The 19,896-nt window shown below is 59.0% G+C and carries 17 protein-coding genes and 1 tRNA gene; 12 read left to right on the top strand and 6 right to left on the bottom strand.

Annotated features, from left to right (window positions below; all coding sequences use genetic code 11):
* The first annotated feature begins 81 nt into the window (after window positions 1-81).
* Complete coding sequence (locus AAE029_RS16700; protein ID WP_371073988.1) at window positions 82-2,154, top strand: lytic transglycosylase domain-containing protein; 2,073 nt, start codon at window positions 82-84, stop codon at window positions 2,152-2,154.
* 73 nt (window positions 2,155-2,227) lie between these two features.
* A complete protein-coding gene (locus tag AAE029_RS16695) occupies window positions 2,228-3,121 on the top strand; it encodes an alpha/beta fold hydrolase (RefSeq protein ID WP_371073987.1) in 894 nt (297 codons plus the stop codon).
* Window positions 3,122-3,220: 99 nt separating this feature from the next.
* Here AAE029_RS16695 and AAE029_RS16690 read toward each other — a convergent pair whose 3' ends face one another.
* From AAE029_RS16690 to AAE029_RS16675, 4 genes are all read right to left on the bottom strand, one after another.
* Entirely contained in the window at window positions 3,221-4,279 is a 1,059-nt protein-coding gene (locus AAE029_RS16690) for a porin (protein ID WP_371073986.1), read from the bottom strand.
* Window positions 4,280-4,842: 563 nt separating this feature from the next.
* Window positions 4,843-4,933 (bottom strand) — tRNA-Ser (locus AAE029_RS16685).
* A gap of 185 nt (window positions 4,934-5,118) precedes the next feature.
* Window positions 5,119-6,336, bottom strand: coding sequence for an NAD(P)/FAD-dependent oxidoreductase (locus AAE029_RS16680; RefSeq protein WP_371073985.1), 1,218 nt, complete (start codon window positions 6,334-6,336; stop codon window positions 5,119-5,121).
* A gap of 107 nt (window positions 6,337-6,443) precedes the next feature.
* Window positions 6,444-7,562 carry a Gfo/Idh/MocA family protein gene (locus AAE029_RS16675; RefSeq protein ID WP_371073984.1) on the bottom strand — a complete coding sequence of 373 codons (1,119 nt, stop codon included), beginning with the start codon at window positions 7,560-7,562 and terminating at the stop codon, window positions 6,444-6,446.
* A 215-nt stretch (window positions 7,563-7,777) separates the two neighbouring features.
* Here AAE029_RS16675 and AAE029_RS16670 point away from each other — a divergent pair, with 215 nt between their 5' ends.
* The 9 genes from AAE029_RS16670 to AAE029_RS16630 all read left to right on the top strand — a co-directional run bounded on the left by AAE029_RS16670 (window position 7,778) and on the right by AAE029_RS16630 (window position 17,981).
* The gene (locus AAE029_RS16670) at window positions 7,778-8,653 is read left to right on the top strand and encodes a MurR/RpiR family transcriptional regulator (RefSeq protein WP_371073983.1); all 876 of its coding nucleotides are present in this window, start codon (window positions 7,778-7,780) and stop codon (window positions 8,651-8,653) included.
* A 167-nt stretch (window positions 8,654-8,820) separates the two neighbouring features.
* Window positions 8,821-10,758 carry a 5-dehydro-2-deoxygluconokinase gene (gene iolC, locus AAE029_RS16665; RefSeq protein WP_371073982.1) on the top strand — a complete coding sequence of 646 codons (1,938 nt, stop codon included), beginning with the start codon at window positions 8,821-8,823 and terminating at the stop codon, window positions 10,756-10,758.
* A 16-nt stretch (window positions 10,759-10,774) separates the two neighbouring features.
* Window positions 10,775-12,619, top strand: coding sequence for a 3D-(3,5/4)-trihydroxycyclohexane-1,2-dione acylhydrolase (decyclizing) (gene iolD, locus AAE029_RS16660; protein ID WP_371073981.1), 1,845 nt, complete (start codon window positions 10,775-10,777; stop codon window positions 12,617-12,619).
* 20 nt (window positions 12,620-12,639) lie between these two features.
* Entirely contained in the window at window positions 12,640-13,539 is a 900-nt protein-coding gene (iolE, locus tag AAE029_RS16655; RefSeq protein ID WP_371073980.1) for a myo-inosose-2 dehydratase, read from the top strand.
* Window positions 13,540-13,694: 155 nt separating this feature from the next.
* On the top strand, window positions 13,695-14,492 hold the full coding sequence (gene iolB, locus AAE029_RS16650) for a 5-deoxy-glucuronate isomerase (protein ID WP_371073979.1): 798 nt from the start codon (window positions 13,695-13,697) through the stop codon (window positions 14,490-14,492).
* 197 nt (window positions 14,493-14,689) lie between these two features.
* Window positions 14,690-15,772 (top strand): WD40/YVTN/BNR-like repeat-containing protein, encoded by a 1,083-nt coding sequence (locus AAE029_RS16645; RefSeq protein ID WP_371073978.1) that lies wholly within the window; start codon window positions 14,690-14,692, stop codon window positions 15,770-15,772.
* A 10-nt stretch (window positions 15,773-15,782) separates the two neighbouring features.
* Entirely contained in the window at window positions 15,783-16,073 is a 291-nt protein-coding gene (locus AAE029_RS16640) for a MoaD/ThiS family protein (protein ID WP_371073977.1), read from the top strand.
* Window positions 16,074-16,241: 168 nt separating this feature from the next.
* The gene (locus AAE029_RS16635) at window positions 16,242-17,465 is read left to right on the top strand and encodes an acyl-CoA dehydrogenase (protein ID WP_371073976.1); all 1,224 of its coding nucleotides are present in this window, start codon (window positions 16,242-16,244) and stop codon (window positions 17,463-17,465) included.
* 177 nt (window positions 17,466-17,642) lie between these two features.
* Window positions 17,643-17,981: a hypothetical protein gene (locus tag AAE029_RS16630; protein ID WP_371074161.1), complete on the top strand. Its 339-nt coding sequence runs from the start codon at window positions 17,643-17,645 to the stop codon at window positions 17,979-17,981.
* Here AAE029_RS16630 and AAE029_RS16625 read toward each other — a convergent pair.
* Window positions 17,952-18,185, bottom strand: coding sequence for a hypothetical protein (locus AAE029_RS16625; protein WP_371073975.1), 234 nt, complete (start codon window positions 18,183-18,185; stop codon window positions 17,952-17,954). The two genes, AAE029_RS16630 and AAE029_RS16625, sit on opposite strands and share 30 nt — an antisense overlap.
* An 89-nt stretch (window positions 18,186-18,274) precedes the next feature.
* On the opposite strand from AAE029_RS16625, the gene AAE029_RS16620 reads away from it, so the two are divergent.
* Window positions 18,275-19,150 (top strand): LysR family transcriptional regulator, encoded by an 876-nt coding sequence (locus AAE029_RS16620; protein WP_371073974.1) that lies wholly within the window; start codon window positions 18,275-18,277, stop codon window positions 19,148-19,150.
* 119 nt (window positions 19,151-19,269) lie between these two features.
* Here AAE029_RS16620 and AAE029_RS16615 read toward each other — a convergent pair whose 3' ends face one another.
* Window positions 19,270-19,716 (bottom strand): host attachment protein, encoded by a 447-nt coding sequence (locus AAE029_RS16615; RefSeq protein WP_371073973.1) that lies wholly within the window; start codon window positions 19,714-19,716, stop codon window positions 19,270-19,272.
* Window positions 19,717-19,896: the final 180 nt, after the last annotated feature.

The following is a 19,896-nucleotide window of genomic DNA, read 5'->3' as shown; positions in this document are numbered from 1 at the left end:
GAATTTTACCGGCTTCGGTAAGGCTTCATTAATATGCCTCTTGCCAAATGACGGGGCCAGTTTTCGTTGCGAGTAATCCGGATGAAGCGTCCAGTCATGATCCTGTCCGCCCTCGGCCTCACCGCCGCTGCGTGGAGCAGTGTCGCGTCGCCCCTTCCCGGTGAGAACGTCCCCGTCCCGAGCGTAAAGCCGCTTGGCTTCGTGCCAACGGCAGCAATGCCGCAGCCCATTATAACAGGCGCTATTCCACGCAGTTCAGTCATTGCTCCGGTCAATACGGATCTCAAAGTGGGACTGGATGCACTATCCAACAAGGACCCACAAAGGGCGCTCGCGATCCGAAACGGCATGGAACAGGGCACCCTCGACCGTCATATCCTGACCTGGGCTATCGCCGTTTCAGGCCTGAAGGGCATCCCTTCCGTCGAAATCGCCGCCGCGTCGAGCGAACTAAAAGGCTGGCCGGGGCTGTCTCGGCTGCGCGCTAATTCCGAACGGGCGCTTTACGACGAAAATCCATCCTCTTCTGCAGTTCTGTCTGCTTTCGGCAACAGCTTGCCGGAGACCCCTGAAGGCGCAATCGTTCTCAGCCGGGCGCTTTCTGCAACGGGCGCGGCCTCGCAGGCCGCAAAGATAATGCGCAAGGTCTGGCGCAGCGAAACGCTAGACACCGGGCTGGAAGATAAGATCCTTGCGGAATTTTCCGGCCTGCTGAGCCCCGCGGACCACAAGGCGCGAATGGAGTATCTCCTCTATCGCAACCGCATCGCGCAAGCAAAACGCTTTGGTGATCTCGGCCAGGCCCAGTCCCTTTATACCGGCTGGAGCGCGGTGCTGAAGCAGGCTGGCAACGCTGGCGCGCTGCTCAACGCCGCGAATGCGAAATGGAGCACTGATCCGGGCTATCTCTTCGCCCGCATAGAATATCTGCGGCGTCAGGATAAGTACGTCGAGGCGGCGAAACTGCTTCAGCAGATGCCGAAGGATCGAAACGAGCTCATCAATTCGGGACAATGGTGGGACGAGCAAAGGATCGTCAGCCGCGGCCTCGTCGACCAGGGCCAGTTCAAGACTGCCTATCGCGTTGTCGCCAACCATGTCGCGGAAAATCCGTCAGATATCGTTGAAGCCGAGTTTCATGCCGGATGGTATGCCCTGCGCGGCCTGCAGGATCCTGCGACCGCGGAAACCCATTTCCGCAAGATTCTGCAGGTATCGAAGGGGCCGCTTTCAGTTTCACGTGCCTGGTATTGGCTTGGACGCGCTGCCGAGGCCGGCGGTCCGGGCAAAGCCTCCGAGTTCTATGCGAAAGCTGCGGCACTGCCGAGCACATTCTACGGGCAGCTCGCAGCCGAGCGTCTAGGGGTCAAGACGTTGAACGTTTCCTATCCGGCGCCGACGGCTGAAGACCGCCAGCGCTTCCAGTCACGCGAAGCCGTGCAGGCAATTGCGCGTCTGGAAGCTGCAGGACATCGCTGGCGCGCCGACAGCCTCTACCGCGGGCTTGCCGAGCAGATGCAGAGCCCGGGTGAACTGGCGATCCTAACGGCGCAGGCAGAAAAATCTGGCAATCATCATATTTCGCTACAGGTCGGCAAGATCGCCTATGGCCGGGGGATCGACGTCGCGGCACTTGCCTTCCCGACCGGCGTCATCCCGGCAAGCGCCAATATTTCCGGATCAGGAAAAGCTCTGGCCTATGCCATCGCGCGCCAGGAGAGCGCTTTCGATCCGGCTGCCGTGTCGGCCGCAAATGCGCGCGGATTGCTGCAATTGCTGCCGGGAACGGCGAAGGCCGTGGCAAAGCGGCACGATATTGCCTATTCGCCCGACAGACTGACGAGCGATGCAGGTTATAATGCGACGCTTGGCGCGCATTATCTCGGAGAGCAGATCGATGCTTTCGGCGGCTCCTATATTCTCACTTTTATCGCCTACAATGCCGGACCGAAGCGGGTCCCGGAGTGGATCAGCCGCTATGGCGATCCGCGCGACAAGCCGATCGATGAGGTGGTGGACTGGATTGAGCGCATTCCCTTCCCGGAGACGCGCAATTATGTGCAGCGCGTGATGGAAAACTATCAAGTCTACAAGGCCCGCCTCGGTCAAAAAACCGATATCGAGCGCGACCTCGTCTACGGTCGGGAGCAATAAGCGGCCACACAGAAGCTTGTCCATTTGCGGAAAACAACGCTACTGTTCTTCGGCAAGACTGAGGGGAACGGCAATGGACAGCAATGACGATTACGGCTTCCGGCCATTCGACTTCGACGCCTCGGACGGATTGCGGCTTCATGCCCGGGATTACGGCGGCGACAATCCTGCAACCCGCGACCGGCTTCCCCTTCTCTGCCTTCCGGGTTTGACACGCAATTCGCGCGATTTTCACCAATTGGCGCTGATCCTGTCACAGGATGCCTCCTCACCGCGCCGAGTCATAGCGCTCGACTATCGCGGACGCGGCCTGTCGCAATGGGATTCCGACCGAAGCCATTACAATCTCCTGGTGGAAGCAAATGACGTGCTTTCCCTCTGCTCCGCACTTGGCATTTCCAGAGCGGCCTTCATCGGCACTTCGCGTGGCGGGCTTATCCTGCATATGCTTGCGGCGACCCGATCGGAACTTCTCGGCGCCGTGATTCTGAACGATGTCGGTCCTGCACTCGAACGCCGGGGCCTCGAGCAGATCAGGGACTATTTGAGCCGCAGCCGGCCTCCACAGAATTGGAAGGATGCCGTCGATATATTGAAAGAGATCCATGGCGCCAGCTTCACTGCACTGGTCGAGGAGGATTGGCACGATATGGCGCAGTCTCTCTATCGAGAAGCCGACGGCAGCATCGTGGCCGACTTCGATCCGGCCATCGCCGAACAGATGCGTTCGCTGGACATGGAGAAGTTGGGACCAGATCTCTGGCCGCAATTCGAAGGATTAGCCCCGGTGCCGTTGATGGTCATTCGCGGTGAAAATACCACTCTGCTCTCAGTTGAGACGCTGGAAGAGATGAAAAGGCGTCACCCACGAATGACGGCATTGACCGTTTCCATGCAAGGACACGCGCCGATTCTTCATCTAAGCAACATTCCGGAGCGGATCCGAACATTTCTGTCGTCGGTATAAGAGCGGACTTCCCGTCTATTTCAATCCTGATCATTGCCCAACAAAAACAAAAGCCCGGCTCGAAAGCCGGGCTTCCTGATTGACCGAGGTCAGATCAGATTAGAATGCGCGCTGCAGACGGAAGAAGCCGGTCCACTGTTCGTCCTGGCCAGGTGCGTCCGAGTCGAAGTACTGAACGCTGATCTTCGAAGACAGGTTTTCTGCGATCTGGTAGTCGAGCGTTACACCAGCGGTCCAGGCGTCGTCGTCAGAGAAGTCGTCCTGATCAACAAGGCCGTAGCTGCCGAAGTACTGGAAGCCGGGGGTGATGGTGAACTTGTCCGTCGCCTTGACAGCGTACTGAACGGCAACTGCCCACTCGGATTCTTCGTAGTAAGCGTTCGAGCCGCTTGCCCACAGACCAGCGATGCCGAATGTACCCGGGCCGATGTCAGCGGTGACGATACCGCGGACCGCGCCGTTTTCGGTGTCGGTGTCATAGCCACCGAGCAGGTATGCATTGACGCCGCCGAAGGTAGCAGAAACCTGAGCTGCAACGCCGACCGCCTGGTTGTCATCGGAGAATTCTGCGGTGCTGCCCTGCAGTTCGTCAACCGAGACGCCGGCTGCCCAGTTGCCGCCTTCGTACTGGTAACGAATGGAGTTGTGGTTGGTTTCGTTGCTCGAGAGAACGTCCGTTTCGCCGCTCAGATCGTCATCCCACCAGCTGTACTGGTAACCGACGCGGAAGCCGGCAATGTCGATATAGGCAACGTCGATGAACGTGTTGCGGCCGGAACCACGGTCGCCGTCATTGTTCGGGCTGTCGGCGTTCGTACGCAGAGCGATGAGGCCGGTCAGAGTGCCGTACTCGGTGTCGCTCTTGGTCGTGAACTGCAGCTGAGCGCGGGTGAAGGCATCCCAGTCAGAGCCATGACGGCCGGAAGCGAAGGTAGAGCCAACTTCATGACCGAAGTCGGTCTGGAAGCGGACGTAACCGTCGATCAACAGGCAGGTTTCCGTGCCCGGGATGTAGAAATAGCCGGTGCCGTATGCATCGCAGACGCGAACATATTCGACCGGTTCCGGTTCAGCGGCGACAATAGCGTCGGCAGCCTGAGCACCGGAAACTACTGCGAGAGCAGCAGCAGAGCCGAGAAGAAGGCTCTTGATGTTCATAGTGACCTCCAATTCAAAGTTTCGATCGGGTCTGGGATTTTTCACTGTCGGACAGCGTTCCCTGCCCCATCCCCGTGTTTCAAGAAGTCGGACGATCAACCGCCCTCGCTTCCGAGGTTGAAAATACAAGACGGAAGCCGTCACGCAATCGCCAACTTGCTTGGACGAGGCATTTGCCAGAGCCTTCCCGAAAGGCTGTTGCCGAAAGGACACAAGCTCCCCATGCGCTGGCGCAACTTATTTATACTTCATTAAGAAAATTCTTTATCTGCTGGGACTTAAAGGAAAAATACACACCTGTGGCGGCCTTGTTCGCGGCCGTTTCCTAGCCGTGATTCCGGCATTCCGCTGTGAAACTAAGTAAAGCGATTGGGCTTCTCGGTCATGCCTTCGCGCCACACCAATCAGTGGCGGGCAAGTTTTCCTGCTTATTTTTGCACAATTCCAGGTCGGTGATTCTCTTATCGAGATTCGCGCATATTTCGCGCGACACGCAGCATGGCGCTCCGTTGTCATATCGTCGACAAAGGACTGGATACATAAAATCGGCGGAAGAAGAAGGATGGCGGAGAAGAAGGGATTCGAACCCTCGATACGCTTTTGACGTATACTCCCTTAGCAGGGGAGCGCCTTCGACCACTCGGCCACCTCTCCGGTGCGGCCTAACTAAGTTGACGAGCCTGAGAATGCAAGGCTTTTTTCGCCGCAATTAGAATTTCCCCTCCATATATAGGAGCAGGTTCTTACGGGAAAAGGCCGAACGCTTCTGATACGCACTGGCATAGACGGCACGAAATCGGCGACGGTCGAATCGCGATCCGCTCCTGAGGAGCATTGCCCTATGCCAGCAATTGCTTCAGGTCAGCGGAAGGATCGGCGAGGACGTCACGATCCGGATTGATTCCCGTTTCCAGAAGCTTCTTGCCAGTGACGTAAGCCTTGGCGTCGTTGATGGCGTCGACGGCGATGAACTCGCCCTTCTCGAAATACCAGATGGAATAGGCGCCCTCGCGCCCGCCCGTTCTCAGCAGGGTCTCGTCATAACCATCGTTGAAGCCAGCGATCTGCAGCTTCACGTCATATTGATCCGACCAGAACCAGGGCTTGGGATCGTAAGGCTCGCTGTTGCCGGCGATGATGGCGGCAGCAGCCTCTGCCTGATCAACCGCGTGCTGTACCGATTCGAGGCGGATTCGCCCGCCCTTCCAGGGCAAATCGGCACAATCCCCCACTGCGTGGATCGAAGGATCAGACGTGCGGGTGAACTCGTCGACGACGATTCCATTGGCGACGTTCAGCCCCGCCTCCTTGGCAAGCTGATCGTTCGGCGCGACACCAATGCCGACAATGACGAAATCGATGTCGATGGCAGAACCATCCGAAAGCTCCGCCCCGACGACGCGGCCGTTCTTGCCGATCAAATGCTTGAGCCCGGTCTTTTCCCGAATCACGACGTCATGGTCCCGATGAATGGCCCGCATGATATCAGCGGTCTCCCTGGCCGCGACACGCTGGAGGATACGGTCGGCCATCTCGATGAGCGTCACCTCAAGACCGCGATGACGCGCAACGGAAGCCACTTCAAGGCCGATATACCCGCCGCCGATGACGAGAACGCGGCGCCCGGCACGCATTTCGGCCGACAGCAGGTCGGCATCGCGCTTGTCGCGGGCGACATAGACGCCTTCGAGATCGCCACCGATCGAAGGAGGCAATCGGCGTGGCATCGAACCGGTCGCAAGCGCCAGCGTGCCATAGTCGAGAACCGAGCCGTCCTGCATGACGACCTGCTTCTTGCCGCGGTTGATCTCCTCTGCCCAGGTCGACAGCCGGATCTCGACATCGTTGTCCGCATACCAGTGTTCCGGGCGGAAGAGCAGCCTGTCGAAGCTCATTTCGCCAAGGAGGTATTTCTTGGTCAGTGGTGGGCGCTGATAGGGAAGGCTTTCCTCCGCACCGATAAGGGTGATCGGCCGTGTATCCTTGAGCGCCCGAAGTTTCGCTGCAAGCGCGAAACCCGCCTGCCCCGCGCCGATGATGACCAGTCTGTCTGTCACGACTTTGCTCCCGATCGATCAGAGACAGCCGCCCGCAAGCGTGCCGCCTTAGTCAACGGCAGGGGTAACGCCTGCCCGTCATCGCGTCAACCGAAAGCGGATCACGATCAGCCGATCTCGATCCAACGACGTTCATGAAAGGATCGCGCCATGGCATGGACGGACTTCTCGATCCGCAGCCCATCGTCAAAGGTGACGAGCGAGGCAGGTTCGCCGGAAATCGCTCGGATCAGTTCGTGGCATTCGATGATCTTCAGATCGTTGAAGCCGAGGCCATGGCCAGGCGCGGGAATGAAGCGGTCGTAGGGCTGATGGGCGGGGGCCGCCAGGATCTTGCGGAAGCCCTGCTCCGTCCCCCGCCCTTCAGCCTGATAGAGCTCGAACTCATTCATCCGCTCCTGATCATAGGTGATCGCCCCCTTCGATCCGAAGATCTGCAAAGCAATCCGACCCTTGCGCCCCCAGGCCGCACGATTCGCCATCAGCACGGCGGAAATTCCGCCTTGGAGCCGCATCAGCACATTCGCGCCGTCATGATTCTCGACGGGGCGGCGCTGCCCCCCGTCCTTCATAGGACGATCGAGGTAGGGCTTCACCATATCGGTGACGACGGCCTCGACATGGCCGAACAGGAACCAGAGCAGCGACAGCGGATGCACCGCGAAGTCGTCGAGCGCTCCATAGCCCGCCGAAAGTTCACTCTTCCAATAGAAGAAGGCGTCCGGATCGGCCATGAAGTCCTCGTCCATCTCGACGCGGACATGATTGACCTTCCCGATCGCGCCCTCGCCGATCAGAACCTTGATATGACGCATGACCGGGTTCTGGATATAGTTGTAGCCAAGCACGGCCACCCTATCGGACGCTTCAGCCGCCTGCAGCATGCGCTCGGCATCGGCCAGGGCGGGCGCCATCGGCTTTTCACACCAGACATGCTTGCCGGACTCGAGCGCCGCGATCGCCATCTCGGCATGAAACTGGTTTGGCGTCGTGACGGAAACGACATCGACATCCGGATCCGCAACAAGCTCGCGCCAATCCGCCGTCGCCTTCTCGAAACCGAACTCGGAAGCGCGCACCCTCGCAAGACCGGCATCGGCTTCCGCAAGATGCACCAGACGCGGCCGCTCGACATCGCCGAATACGGTCTTTACCGCATTCCACGCCAGCGCATGGCACTTTCCCATGTAGCCAGTTCCAATCAATCCTACGCCAAGCGGCTTCATCGCATCTCCTCCTCGAATAGCGCAAAATTTTTGGAATATTTAGACCATTTTGACAAACGAACGTAATACCTCGCAGATCCGACACTTGACCGATTTCAAAGCAAGTAATTGAAATGTATAAACATTAAAAAAATCTAGGTTCGTATTTTGAAATCGGTTATGGTTGCGGAATACGGAATATTTGTTTCATTCAATGGCATAGCAAAAGGCCGGCCATGGATAACGACATCAACGCCCGCACGAAGGTTCCGCGCGATTTCGAGAGCCTGCGCAGCACGATTATCGAGCGCAAGAGCGCGATGCCCAAGCGACTTGCGCAGGTGGCAGCCTTTGCTCTCAACAATCCCGACGAGATCGCGTTCGGCACAACGGCAAGCATCGCGGCGGCATCCGAAGTTCAACCCTCGACGCTGGTCCGGCTGGCGCACCATCTTGGCTATGAGGGCTTCTCCGATCTGCAGAGCATCTTCCGCGAAAGACTCCGCGACCGGACGATGAGCTATGAGGAGCGGCTGGTCACGCTCGAACAGTCTGGAGCCGAAGACGAGGATGCGAGCATCCTATCCGGCTTTTTGTCGGCCGCGAGCCAGTCGATCAGCAGGCTGGCCGCCACGGTCGAAACCGAGGCTTTTGCCAAGTCGGTCGACATCCTTGCCGCAGCCGATACCATCTATCTGATCGCCAAGCGGCGCTCCTATCCCCTGACGGCGCATATGACCTACGCCTTTTCCAAGTTGAAGATCCGTCATCAGATCGTTGCCTCGCCAAACGGCGTCGATCCGGAGCTGGTGCAATTCGCCACGCCGAGGGACGCAGCGATCGCCGCCAGCTTCTCACCTTATGCCGCGGAAAGTCTGACGCAGGCACAGGAGCTTTCGGATCGGGGCATCCCGGTGATCGCCATTACCGATTCGGCCTTTTCGCCGCTTGCGGCCTGCGCAACCCACTGGTTCGAAGTGGCTGAGGCCGATTTCGCGGGCTTTCGCTCACTCTCCGCCTCAATGGCGCTCATTATGGCTTTCCCGGTCGCCATAGCCGAGCGACGGCGCAAATGGGCATCAACAAAATCCTCGAAAGCAAAAATGGAATAAACATTCCGAATTGACAAAATCTCGGAACCAATGTTTCATTATGGAAAACAAGCGGGCGTTTGAGATGCCCGTTGCGCTTGCAACAAGTAACGCTTTTGAATGCGCATTGTCCTCGAAGACCGATTCCGGTTTTTCCGGGACAGATCATGCGGCGACGGGAGGACATCATGACACAAGCGAATACTGGCGCGCTGCCGGAACCCACACTTGATGTGATCACCATCGGCCGTTCCTCCGTCGATCTTTATGGTCAGCAGATCGGTTCGCGACTCGAGGATATCGCCTCTTTTGCCAAATCAGTTGGCGGCTGCCCTGCCAATATCGCGATCGGCACTGCGCGGCTCGGGCTCAAATCGGGCCTTATCACCCGTGTCGGCGACGAGCAGATGGGCCGCTTCATCCGCGAACAATCAGCACGCGAGGGTGTGGCGACGAGCGGTATCGTCACCGACAAGGATCGCCTGACGGCGCTTGTGCTGCTTGCCGTCGAGGCCGAAGGCGTTTCGCCGATGATCTTCTATCGCTCGGACTGCGCCGATATGGCGCTGGAGGAAAGCGATATCGACGAAAGCTTTATCATTTCGTCGCGTGCGGTGCTCGTCTCAGGCACGCATTTCTCCCGACCGAATACCGAGGCGGCGCAACGCAAGGCGATCCGGATCGCCAAGGCGAATGGCCGGAAGGTGATCTTCGATATCGACTACAGGCCCAATCTTTGGGGCCTTGCCGGCCATGCCGAAGGTTTCGAGCGTTATGTGAAATCCGACCGCGTCTCCTCGAAGATGAAGGAGACATTGCCTGACTGCGACCTGATCGTCGGTACGGAAGAGGAAATTCTGATCGCCTCAGGCGCCGACGATGTGCTCGGCGCACTCAAGGAGATTCGCCGTCTCTCGCCGGCGACCATCGTGCTCAAGCGTGGCGCCATGGGTTGCATCGTCTATGATGGACCGATCTCGGACGACCTCGAGGCCGGCATCATCGGCCAGGGCTTTCCGATCGAAGTCTTCAACGTGCTGGGTGCGGGTGACGCCTTCATGTCCGGCTTTCTGCGCGGTTGGCTCAAAAACGAGCCTCTAAAAACCTGCGCGACATGGGCCAATGCCTGCGGTGCCTTCGCGGTCTCGCGCCTGCTCTGCTCGCCGGAATATCCGACATGGGCGGAACTCGACTTCTTTCTGAAGACCGGCAGCAAGCAGCGGGCGCTGCGCAAGGATGAGGCGATCAATCATTTCCATTGGGCGTCGACCCGGCGCGGCGAAATCCCGCTTTTGATGGCGCTCGCCATCGACCACCGCTCCCAGCTCGTCAGCGTTGCGGACGAACTCGGTGTCGGGCACGATCGCATCTCCGCTTTCAAGCGGCTTGCCGTCCAGTCCGCCGCCCGTGTCGCCGATGGACGTGAGGGCTACGGCATGCTGATCGACGAGCGATTCGGGCGCGATGCCTTCTTCGATGCGGCAACCAAAAACTTCTCCTGGATCGGGCGGCCGGTAGAACTGCCGGGATCGAAGCCGCTGCGCTTCGAATTCAGCCAGGATATCGGGTCGCAGCTCGTCGAATGGCCGCTTGGCCATTGCATAAAGTGTCTATGCTTCTACCACCCCGACGATCCGGCGGAGCTGAAGACGGAGCAGCAGGAAAAGCTGCGCACGCTCTTCGAAGCCGCACGAAAGGTCGGGCGCGAACTTTTGATCGAGATCATTGCGGGCAAGAACGGCCCGCTCTCCGATGATACGATCGCGACAGCACTCGAAGAGCTTTACGCGCTCGGGATAAAACCCGACTGGTGGAAGCTGGAACCACAGGCTTCGAGCGCCGCCTGGAGGAAGATCGATGCCGTCATTGCCAAAAATGATCCATGGTGCCGCGGTATCGTATTGCTCGGGCTCGAGGCGCCCGCGGCGGATTTGATACGCAGCTTCGAGGCGACGCTCGCGGCACCGACCGTCAAGGGTTTTGCCGTTGGACGCACGATCTTCGCAGATGCGGCGCGCGCCTGGATGTCGGGCGGCATGAACGACGAGGAAGCGATCACCGACATGGCCGGTCGCTTCCGGCAATTGACCGAGGCGTGGCTCAGAACACGCGGTCTGACACGATAAGTTTGGGAGGCGCCCCATGGGCAAGACGATCCGACTGACGATGGCGCAGGCAGTTGCGCATTTCCTCAAAAAGCAGATGACCGTGATCGACGGTAGGAAGGTGCCGATCTTCGGCGGCGTATGGGCGATCTTCGGCCACGGCAACGTCGCCGGCATGGGCGAGGCTCTCTACCAGGTGCGGGGCGAATTGCCGACGTGGCGCGCCCACAATGAACAGGGCATGGCGCATGCCGCGATCGCCTATGCGAAAGCGAGCTTCCGCCAGCGCTTCATGGCCTGCACGACTTCGATTGGTCCCGGCGCGCTCAATATGATAACGGCAGCCGGTGTCGCTCATGTAAACCGCATTCCCGTGCTTTTCCTGCCTGGAGACGTCTTTGCAAACCGTGCGCCGGACCCGGTGCTGCAGCAGATCGAGGATTTCGGCGACGGCACGGTTTCGGCAAACGACGCCTTTCGCCCTGTCTCGCGCTACTTCGACCGGATTACCCGACCGGAGCAGATCATGGCCGCTCTAAGGCGCGCCATGCAGGTTTTGACCGATCCGCTCGATTGTGGCCCGGTGACGCTTTCGCTCTGCCAGGATGTTCAGACCGAAGCTTTCGACTATCCCGAAAGCTTCTTTGCAGAGCATGTCTGGACGCAACGCCGCCCACAGCCGGATGCCGATGAATTGGCCAGCGCAATTGCGCTCATTCGCAAATCCGAACGGCCGGTGATCGTCGCGGGCGGCGGCGTTCTCTATTCCCAGGCGACGAAGGAATTGACGTCATTTGCCGAAACGCACGGCATTCCTATTGTCGTTACCCAGGCCGGCAAATCGGCGATAGACGAAACACATCCGCTGGCACTCGGCTCCGTCGGTGTGACCGGAACCTCCGCCGCGAATGCGATCGCCGAAGAAGCAGATCTCGTCATCGCAGTCGGCACGCGCTTCCAGGACTTTACCACCGGGTCATGGGCGCTCTTCAAGAATGACAAGTTCTCCATGATCGGCCTTAACATCGCCGCCTATGATGCGCTCAAACACGACAGCCATCCAGTGGTGGCAGATGCCCGCGAAGGATTGAAGGCGCTCTCGGCGGGACTGGCCGGATGGAAAGCGCCCGCAGCCCTTGCCGAGAAGGCGACGCGCGAGAAAAAAACCTGGATGGAGGCCGCCGCCAAGGCGATGGCGACAACCAATGCGGCGTTACCTTCCGACGCTCAGGTGATTGGCGCCGTCACACGCTCTATTGGAGGCGAAAACACGATTCTGCTTTGTGCGGCCGGCGGCCTGCCCGGTGAGTTGCACAAGCTCTGGCCAGCGACAGCGCCTGGCAGCTATCATATGGAATACGGCTTTTCCTGCATGGGTTACGAGATTGCCGGCGGCCTCGGCGCGAAGATGGCACGGCCGGAAAAAGACGTTGTTATCATGGTCGGCGACGGCTCCTACATGATGCTGAACTCCGAACTCGCGACGTCCGTCATGCTCGGCCTGAAGCTCAATATCGTCGTGCTCGACAATCGCGGCTTCGGCTGCATCAATCGCCTGCAGATGGAGACCGGCGGCGCCAACTTCAACAATCTCCTGAAGGACGCGCGCCATGAGATCATGCCTGAAATCGATTTCCGCGCACATGCCGAAAGCATGGGCGCCATCGCCGTGAAGGTCTCCTCGATCGCGGAACTGGAGCAGGCTATTGAGAAATCGAGAACCAACGATCGCACCTCGGTCTTCGTTATCGACACCGATCCGCTGATAACCACAACAGCAGGTGGTCACTGGTGGGATGTCGCCGTGCCGGAGGTGAGCCCGCGCGAACAGGTCAACAAGGCGCGTGCGGCCTATGTCGAAGCGCGCAAGCATCAACGCTGAAATCATATTCGGAGACAAGAATGATCCGCTACGGGACCAATCCCATCGCCTGGAGCAATGACGACGACCGCACGATCGGCGCGCATCTTTCGCTGGAGGACTGCCTTAGCGACTGCGAAAAGATCGGCTTCGACGGCATCGAAAAGGGCCACAAGATGCCGACTGATCCGGAGGAACTGAAGCGCACGCTGGCCGCCCACAAGCTCGTCTTTGTCTCGGGCTGGCACTCGCTCAACCTTCTGGTCCACAGCGTTGAGGACGAGAAGAAGGCGATCCAGCCGCATCTCGATCTGTTGAAGCACAATGGCTGCAAGGTCTGCATCGTCTGCGAGACGTCGAATGCGATTCATGGTGACGATGACAAGGCGCTGGCCGACAAGCCCAACCTGGCCGAGGACCAGTGGAAGAAGTTCGGTGCCGACGTCGAGGCGATCGCTCAATATTGCGCCGATCAGGGCATCGATCTCGTCTACCATCACCATATGGGAACGGTCGTACAGACCGGTGAAGAGATCGACAGGCTGATGGCCAATACCGGACCGACCACAAAGCTGCTGCTCGATACTGGCCATGCCTGGTTTGGCGGCAGCGATCCGGCGGAGGTCGCGAAAAAATACATGCACCGCGTTCGCCATATCCATGCAAAGAATGTGCGTCCGGCGATCCGCAAGCAGGTCGAGGGCGACCGCCTTTCGTTCCTGGAGGGCGTGCGCCGTGGCGTCTTCACCGTGCCGGGCGACCCGGAGGGCGGCGTCGACTTCCTGCCGGTGCTGAAGATTGCCGCCGAGCATGGCTACCAGGGCTGGCTGGTGATTGAGGCGGAGCAGGATCCGCTCGTGCGCAACCCGTTCGAATATCAGTCGATGGGGCTGAAGGCGCTCAGAGCCTTCGCCAAGGAGGCCGGGCTGGACAAGAGCTGAGCGCAAGCTTCGGCCGCCTGTCCCTAGAGTCCGTCGCGTGAAAACAGACTCACGCGACAGGCTTTAGGCTTTTGTTTTTATGCATGTCGTCGCCGCAAAACCGCTGCACACTTTTGCGCGACATGCATTAGATGCCGTTAAGGAGGAACTGATCCATGCCGAACCTCAAGGTCAAGCCGACCGGAACCCATGGCCGCGTCACCCATGTCACGCCGGAAAATGCCGGTTGGACCTATGTCGGTTTCGACCTTCACCGTCTGAAGCCGGGCGAAACCGCCTCGGGTGAGACCGGCAATCGGGAGGTCTGCCTTGTGTGGGTCAGCGGCAAGGGCAAGGCAAAAGCGGGGATGAAGGATTTTGGCACCCTCGGCGAACGGATGAGTCCGTTCGACGGCGCGCCGCATGCGCTCTACATCCCGGCAGAGTCCGCGTGGTCCGTAACCGCAGAGACCGATCTCGAACTGGCCGTCTGCTCGGCCCCTGGCGGAGGCACATACGAGGCCCGTGCCATCCCGCCCGGAACGCATCCGCCGGTCACGCGCGGTAAGGGCACGAATGTGCGCTACGTCAACAATATCATGCCCGAAGACGACGGTGCGGCCCATTCGCTGCTCGTCGTCGAGGTGATAACGCCAGGCGGCCACACGTCCTCCTATCCGCCGCACAAGCACGATAGGGACGATCTGCCGAACGAAAGCTTTCTGGAGGAGACCTATTACCATCGCCTCAACCCTCCACAGGGCTTCGGCTTCCAGCGGGTCTATACCGACGATCGGTCGCTGGACGAGGTCATGGTTCTCGAGGATGGCGACGTGACGCTGGTGCCGAAGGGCTATCATCCTTGCGCCGCCTGTCACGGCTATGACCTCTATTATCTCAATGTCATGGCGGGGCCGAAGCGCATCTGGAAGTTCCACAATGCGCCCGAGCACGAATGGCTGTTAAAAGTATAGCCGCTCTACATCCTGCTGCATCTGTGGCAAGATCGGACTGCATGCGGAGCAGATAGCCATCTGCTGTCTGCGCCGTTGGCAGTCACGGCTAGGGTTCTAAAAAAAATTCCTCGAATCGTACGGCGCCATGTCGGCTCTGAAGAAATCGGTTCGTCATTATGTCGTGACGGCAACCAATTTCAGAATGGGAGACTGGAATGGCGAAGAAGATTTTATTGTTGCTGGGCACCAAGAAGGGTGCCTTTATCCTTGAAAGCGATGCGGGTCGCGCCGACTGGAAGCTCAAAGGTCCCTATTGCGCGACGTGGCCGATCAATCACGTCGTTGGCGATGCGACGACGGGAAAAATCTATGCTGGGGGCGGCAACGAGTGGTTCGGTGCAGCCGTCTGGCAGAGCGCCGATCTCGGAGAGAGCTGGACCCATTCCAGTGATGGCCTGACTTATGCGAGCGGTGAGACGCCGATCAAGGCGGTCTGGTCGCTGGCGGTCGCGCATGACAAGCTGCATGTGGGTGTCGAGCCGGCAGGACTGTTTCAGAGCGGCAATGGCGGCCAGTCCTTCGAACATGTGGAGGGACTGCAGCAGCATCCCAGTCGCGAGCATTGGGTTCCGGGCGGCGGCGGTCTGATCCTGCATTCGCTGATCCCGCATCCAGACGACCCGAACCAAATTTGGATTGGTATTTCCGCCGCCGGGGTATTCCACACGGCCGACGGCGGCAAGACCTGGGAAACTCGCAACCGCGGAACGCGCGCCGATTTTCTGCCCGAGGGGCAGAACTATCCCGAATTCGGACAATGCGTGCATTGCATCGTGATGGCGGCAGGCAGGCCGGATCGGCTCTATCAACAGAACCATTGCGGCATGTACCGCTGCGACGATGGCGCCAAGACATGGGAAAGCATCGAGGAAGGTCTTCCTTCCAGCTTCGGCTTCCCGGCGGCGGCCCATCCGCGCGATCCGGACACTCTCTATCTCCTACCTCTCAACAGCGACATTGGCGGGCGGTTCGTGCCGGAAGCAAAGGCTGCCGTCTGGCGCACGCGCGATGCGGGCAAATCCTGGCAGGATCTGCGCAACGGCCTGCCACAGGAGGATGTCTATTTCAACGTATTGAGGCAGGCTCTCGCCACTGACAGCATGGAACCGGCCGGCGTCTATTTCGGCACGAGTTCGGGCGAGCTTTATGCCAGCGCCGACGAAGGCGACAGTTGGAACCGCATTGCCCAGCATCTGCCACCGGTCTATTCGGTCGAGACGATGGTGCTCCAAAGTTAGGCTCGTCACCATGGACACACAGAGACGGATGAATATTCCGGTTCGAGTTCGCCTCCCCGCTGTCCTGACCGACCTCTTTCCGGGATCGGTCAGGCGGCTGGATCTGAATGTTGCGACCGTCGCAGAAATGATCGATGCGCTCGATGAACGTTGGCCCGGCATGGGAGATCGCATCCGTGATTCCCGGCCGTCTGTGCGCAAGCACATCAATATCTTTGTGGACGGCGAGCGTGCGACGCTCAAGACACAACTTGCCCCGGGTGTCGAGGTCTTCGTTCTGACGGCGATCAGCGGTGGTTAGTCGAGCGCGCCGCGTCCCTCACAGCACGCGGCGATCATTTTGAAGCGTCGTATGATTCAGAAAATCGCGACCTATTTTCGGGCTAATGCGGAGCCTCCGCCCTTTTCCCTTTGAGATTGCTGATGTAGCAATTCCCATTGGATAGAAACGCGATACCAGGGAACCAGAATGACCGATCATCACCCCGCCACTCCGGAACAGGCTCGCGCGAAGATGGCGCCTTTTGTTTGGGAGGATCCGTTCCTGCTGGAAGATCAGTTGACCGAAGAGGAGCGAATGATCCGCGACACCGCCCGCGCCTATTGTCAGGACCGGCTGGCTGGGCGCGTGCTGGAAGCCAACCGTCATGAGATCTTCCATCGCGAGATCATGACGGAGATGGGTGAGCTCGGCCTGCTCGGCCCGACGATTCCGGAAGAATTCGGCGGCGTCGGTGCCAATTACGTCTCCTACGGCCTGGTTGCTCGCGAGGTGGAGCGTGTCGATTCGGGCTATCGTTCGGCCATGTCGGTGCAATCGTCACTCGTCATGCACCCGATCTTCGCCTATGGCACCGACGAACAGCGGAGCCGATATTTGCCGAAGCTCGCAAGCGGTGAATGGGTCGGCTGCTTCGGCCTGACCGAGCCGGATCACGGCTCCGACCCGTCCTCGATGATCACGCGCGCCAGGAAGGTCGACGGCGGCTACAGCATTTCGGGCGCCAAGAACTGGATCACCAATTCGCCGATCGCCGATGTCGCCATCGTCTGGGCAAAGTCCGACGCCCATGACGACAAAATCAAGGGTTTCATCCTTGAACGCGGCATGAAAGGCCTGGAGACGCCGAAGATCGAAGGGAAATTCTCACTGCGGGCCTCCGTCACCGGCATGATCCAGATGCAGGACGTGTTCGTTCCGGAGGAAAACCTGCTGCCGCATGTCTCTGGTCTCGCAGGCCCATTCGGCTGCCTCAATCGCGCCCGATACGGGATCGCCTGGGGGGCGATGGGAGCGGCGGAATTCTGCTGGCACGCCGCGCGTCAATATACGCTCGACCGTCAGCAGTTCGGCAAACCGCTCGCCGCCAACCAGCTCATCCAAAAAAAGCTTGCCGACATGGAGACCGAAATCGCGCTCGGGCTTCAGGGCTGCCTGCGCCTCGGACGCCTCTTCGACGAGCATCGAGCGCCGGCAGAACTCATCTCGCTGATGAAGCGCAATAATTGCGGCAAGGCGTTGGATATCGCCCGCAACTCCCGCGACATGCATGGCGGCAACGGCGTTTCAGACGAATATGGCGTCATCCGGCACGTCATGAATCTGGAGGCGGTCAATACCTATGAGGGCACGCATGATATCCATGCGCTGATCCTCGGCCGTGCTCAGACGGGAATTCAGGCGTTCCAATAGGGCACAAGGGAAAGGCCGCATCGACCGGATGCGGCCGGCCCTCCGCTCAAAAAGCATGGATCGTGCGACCTTTTTGCGCAGAACATTCATGTTTTAACGATCGAATTCAGCCCTTGGAAACTTTCCTGATCTACTCTGGGACCGTAGAAACCACCGGAGGCTTCCATGGCCTTTCAGATGCACCTCTCGGCTGAAAATGCCGGCTCCGAACCCGCCTATCGGGAGTTCGGTATCGATCGACCCGGCAAGATCATCCTTGTCGGCCATCACCTCAGCACGAAAACGCAGATCCGTTGCCTGATCCGCACGATTACGCTCGCCGGTGCGGTCCTCGAAGTCACCCCTGGTCTGGACGTGCCGGACCATTTCTTCCTGGAAATCCTCGGCATTCGTGACGAGATCGGATGCACGCTCGTCAAGCGCGAGGAAGGAACGGTGACCGTCAGCTTCAATATGCTGATCAATCAGGAATTCCTGCACCATGTCCTACGGCTGAGCTTCGAGATGGGGCAATAAGCCATACCGGCGCTTATCCCAGTCCTTCTTGCTTTTCGCTTTTTTCCGCGATGACTTCCGATAGTTGACCAGCGAGAACAGCGGCAGCACCCACAGCAGGCCGCACCATTCCGGGCGATCGAGAGGGTCGGCCAACGGATCATGCCGCCTCCGACCATTTGCTTTCCTGATCTCTTCCCAGAGAATAACCCAGTTGAGATGCATCCCCTGTCCTCCAATTATTAGTGATGAAATGGAGCTAAGTCTTTCCGCAGCCGAAGTGTAGACGCGCGGAAGAAAGGGGGTTTTCATCCATGAAAGACGCGAACTGGAACGACCTGCAACTCTTCTTCCATGTGGCAACCGCGGGCGGTCTTTCAGGAGCCGCCCAACGGACGGGCATCAGCGCGCCGACGATCGGCCGCCGAATGCTGGCGCTTGAGCGTGCGACCGGCAGGGCTCTTTTCAGTCGGGGACCGACCGGTTACCTGCTCGAGGCCGACGGCAAGGTTCTTTTGGAACGGGTGCGCGCCATGCACGAGGTGGCACAATCCATTGCCGATTGGCGTGGCGACGTACTGACGCTGCCGATCGTTTCAACCGCCGGCGGTAACTGGACGCTGCGCTTCATTGCCGACAATCTCACCGCCGTCTGGACGCCAAAAGATGCCTTTCGCATGTGTTACAAGGCTTGCGACGCGGGTGTCGGTTTCATCTACCGGGAAGCGCACGTCGCCATCTCCCATCTGAGACCCGATACCGGCAATATTGCAATCCGCCGATCTGTCCGCGTTGCCCATGCCGCCTACCAGGCGGCAAGTTTCGACGATCGCAATTGCAACTGGATTTCGCTTGGGACCGATATCGCCATGACGCCTGCCGATAAGTGGACCTTCGAACATCCGGATTATTGGATCACCAGCTGGACCAACACGCCACACATGCTGTTCCATTTTATTCGCGGTGGCGCCGGTCGCGGCGTGCTGCCCTGCTTTATTGGCGACAGCGATCCGGCGCTGACGCGTGCCGGGCCCATTATTCCCGAATTGACCCATGATCTGTGGATCGTCGCCCATGACGACGAACGTCAGCGTCCCGAAGTTCGCACGGTGATAGATCGTCTAGCGGCGCTATTTCGCCAGCATGAGCGGCTTTTTGCAGGTGGTGCGGATCGTTCCGCGGCACGATAGTAAAACTCGGCGCGCTTTTTCCAAACTGCACCAAAGTATCCTGCGTCAGGGCGCATCCCAACGCAGGAAGATCTCTGCAATCAAAGAATTAGAGCGTCCTTTGCGCATTCTTGAACTCTCTACGCGGCCAGATGACGCTCGATCTGATCAACGGGCAAATTGGTCAAGTCCTTTGGCACTTCCGCAGTGATCACCGCTTGCGCATCAGCGCTCAGATTGGGCCGTAGCGTTCCAAGCGCTTTCGGCGGCGCGACCAAAACGATCTGTCGGGCATTCTTGTCGTGGACGAGCCCATCGACTTTGGCGGCGACCTCCTTTAGGAAATCCTCTTCCGCCTGATCGTGCCAGCTGGTTTCCTCAACGGCGCTACCGCCGATGCCATCCGGCTGATGCGAGCGGCCAGGCTTATCGGCTCCAAGGTCCCGGTCTGCCTCATCCGGATGCGCAAATGTTTCTTGCACCTGCAAATTCAGGATCTCAGCATCGCCGGCATTCTGCAGGATTAATGCCTTTGCTCCGTCGCAAACGACAACCCAGGATTCCCAAGGCACCTTGATATGGACCATTTTGTTTCCTCGTCCTTTCTTGATGAGCGCGTCCCATCTGCAAAGGTAAAACGCTCCGGAATTGAAAGAGTTCGAGAAAGTGGAATCGTATTCGGGGCGAACCCACGCCTCAAATCACCTGGAAAAGACGATCGGTCAACAATGTCCCTTGGTGGGGCATTTGCATGATTTCCTTTTGTG

This window comes from Sinorhizobium sp. CB7 (assembly GCF_041357635.1).
Classification (GTDB): domain Bacteria; phylum Pseudomonadota; class Alphaproteobacteria; order Rhizobiales; family Rhizobiaceae; genus Rhizobium.
The sequence above is the reverse complement of the archived record's forward strand: the minus strand, read 5'-3'. Positions and strand labels throughout refer to the sequence as shown.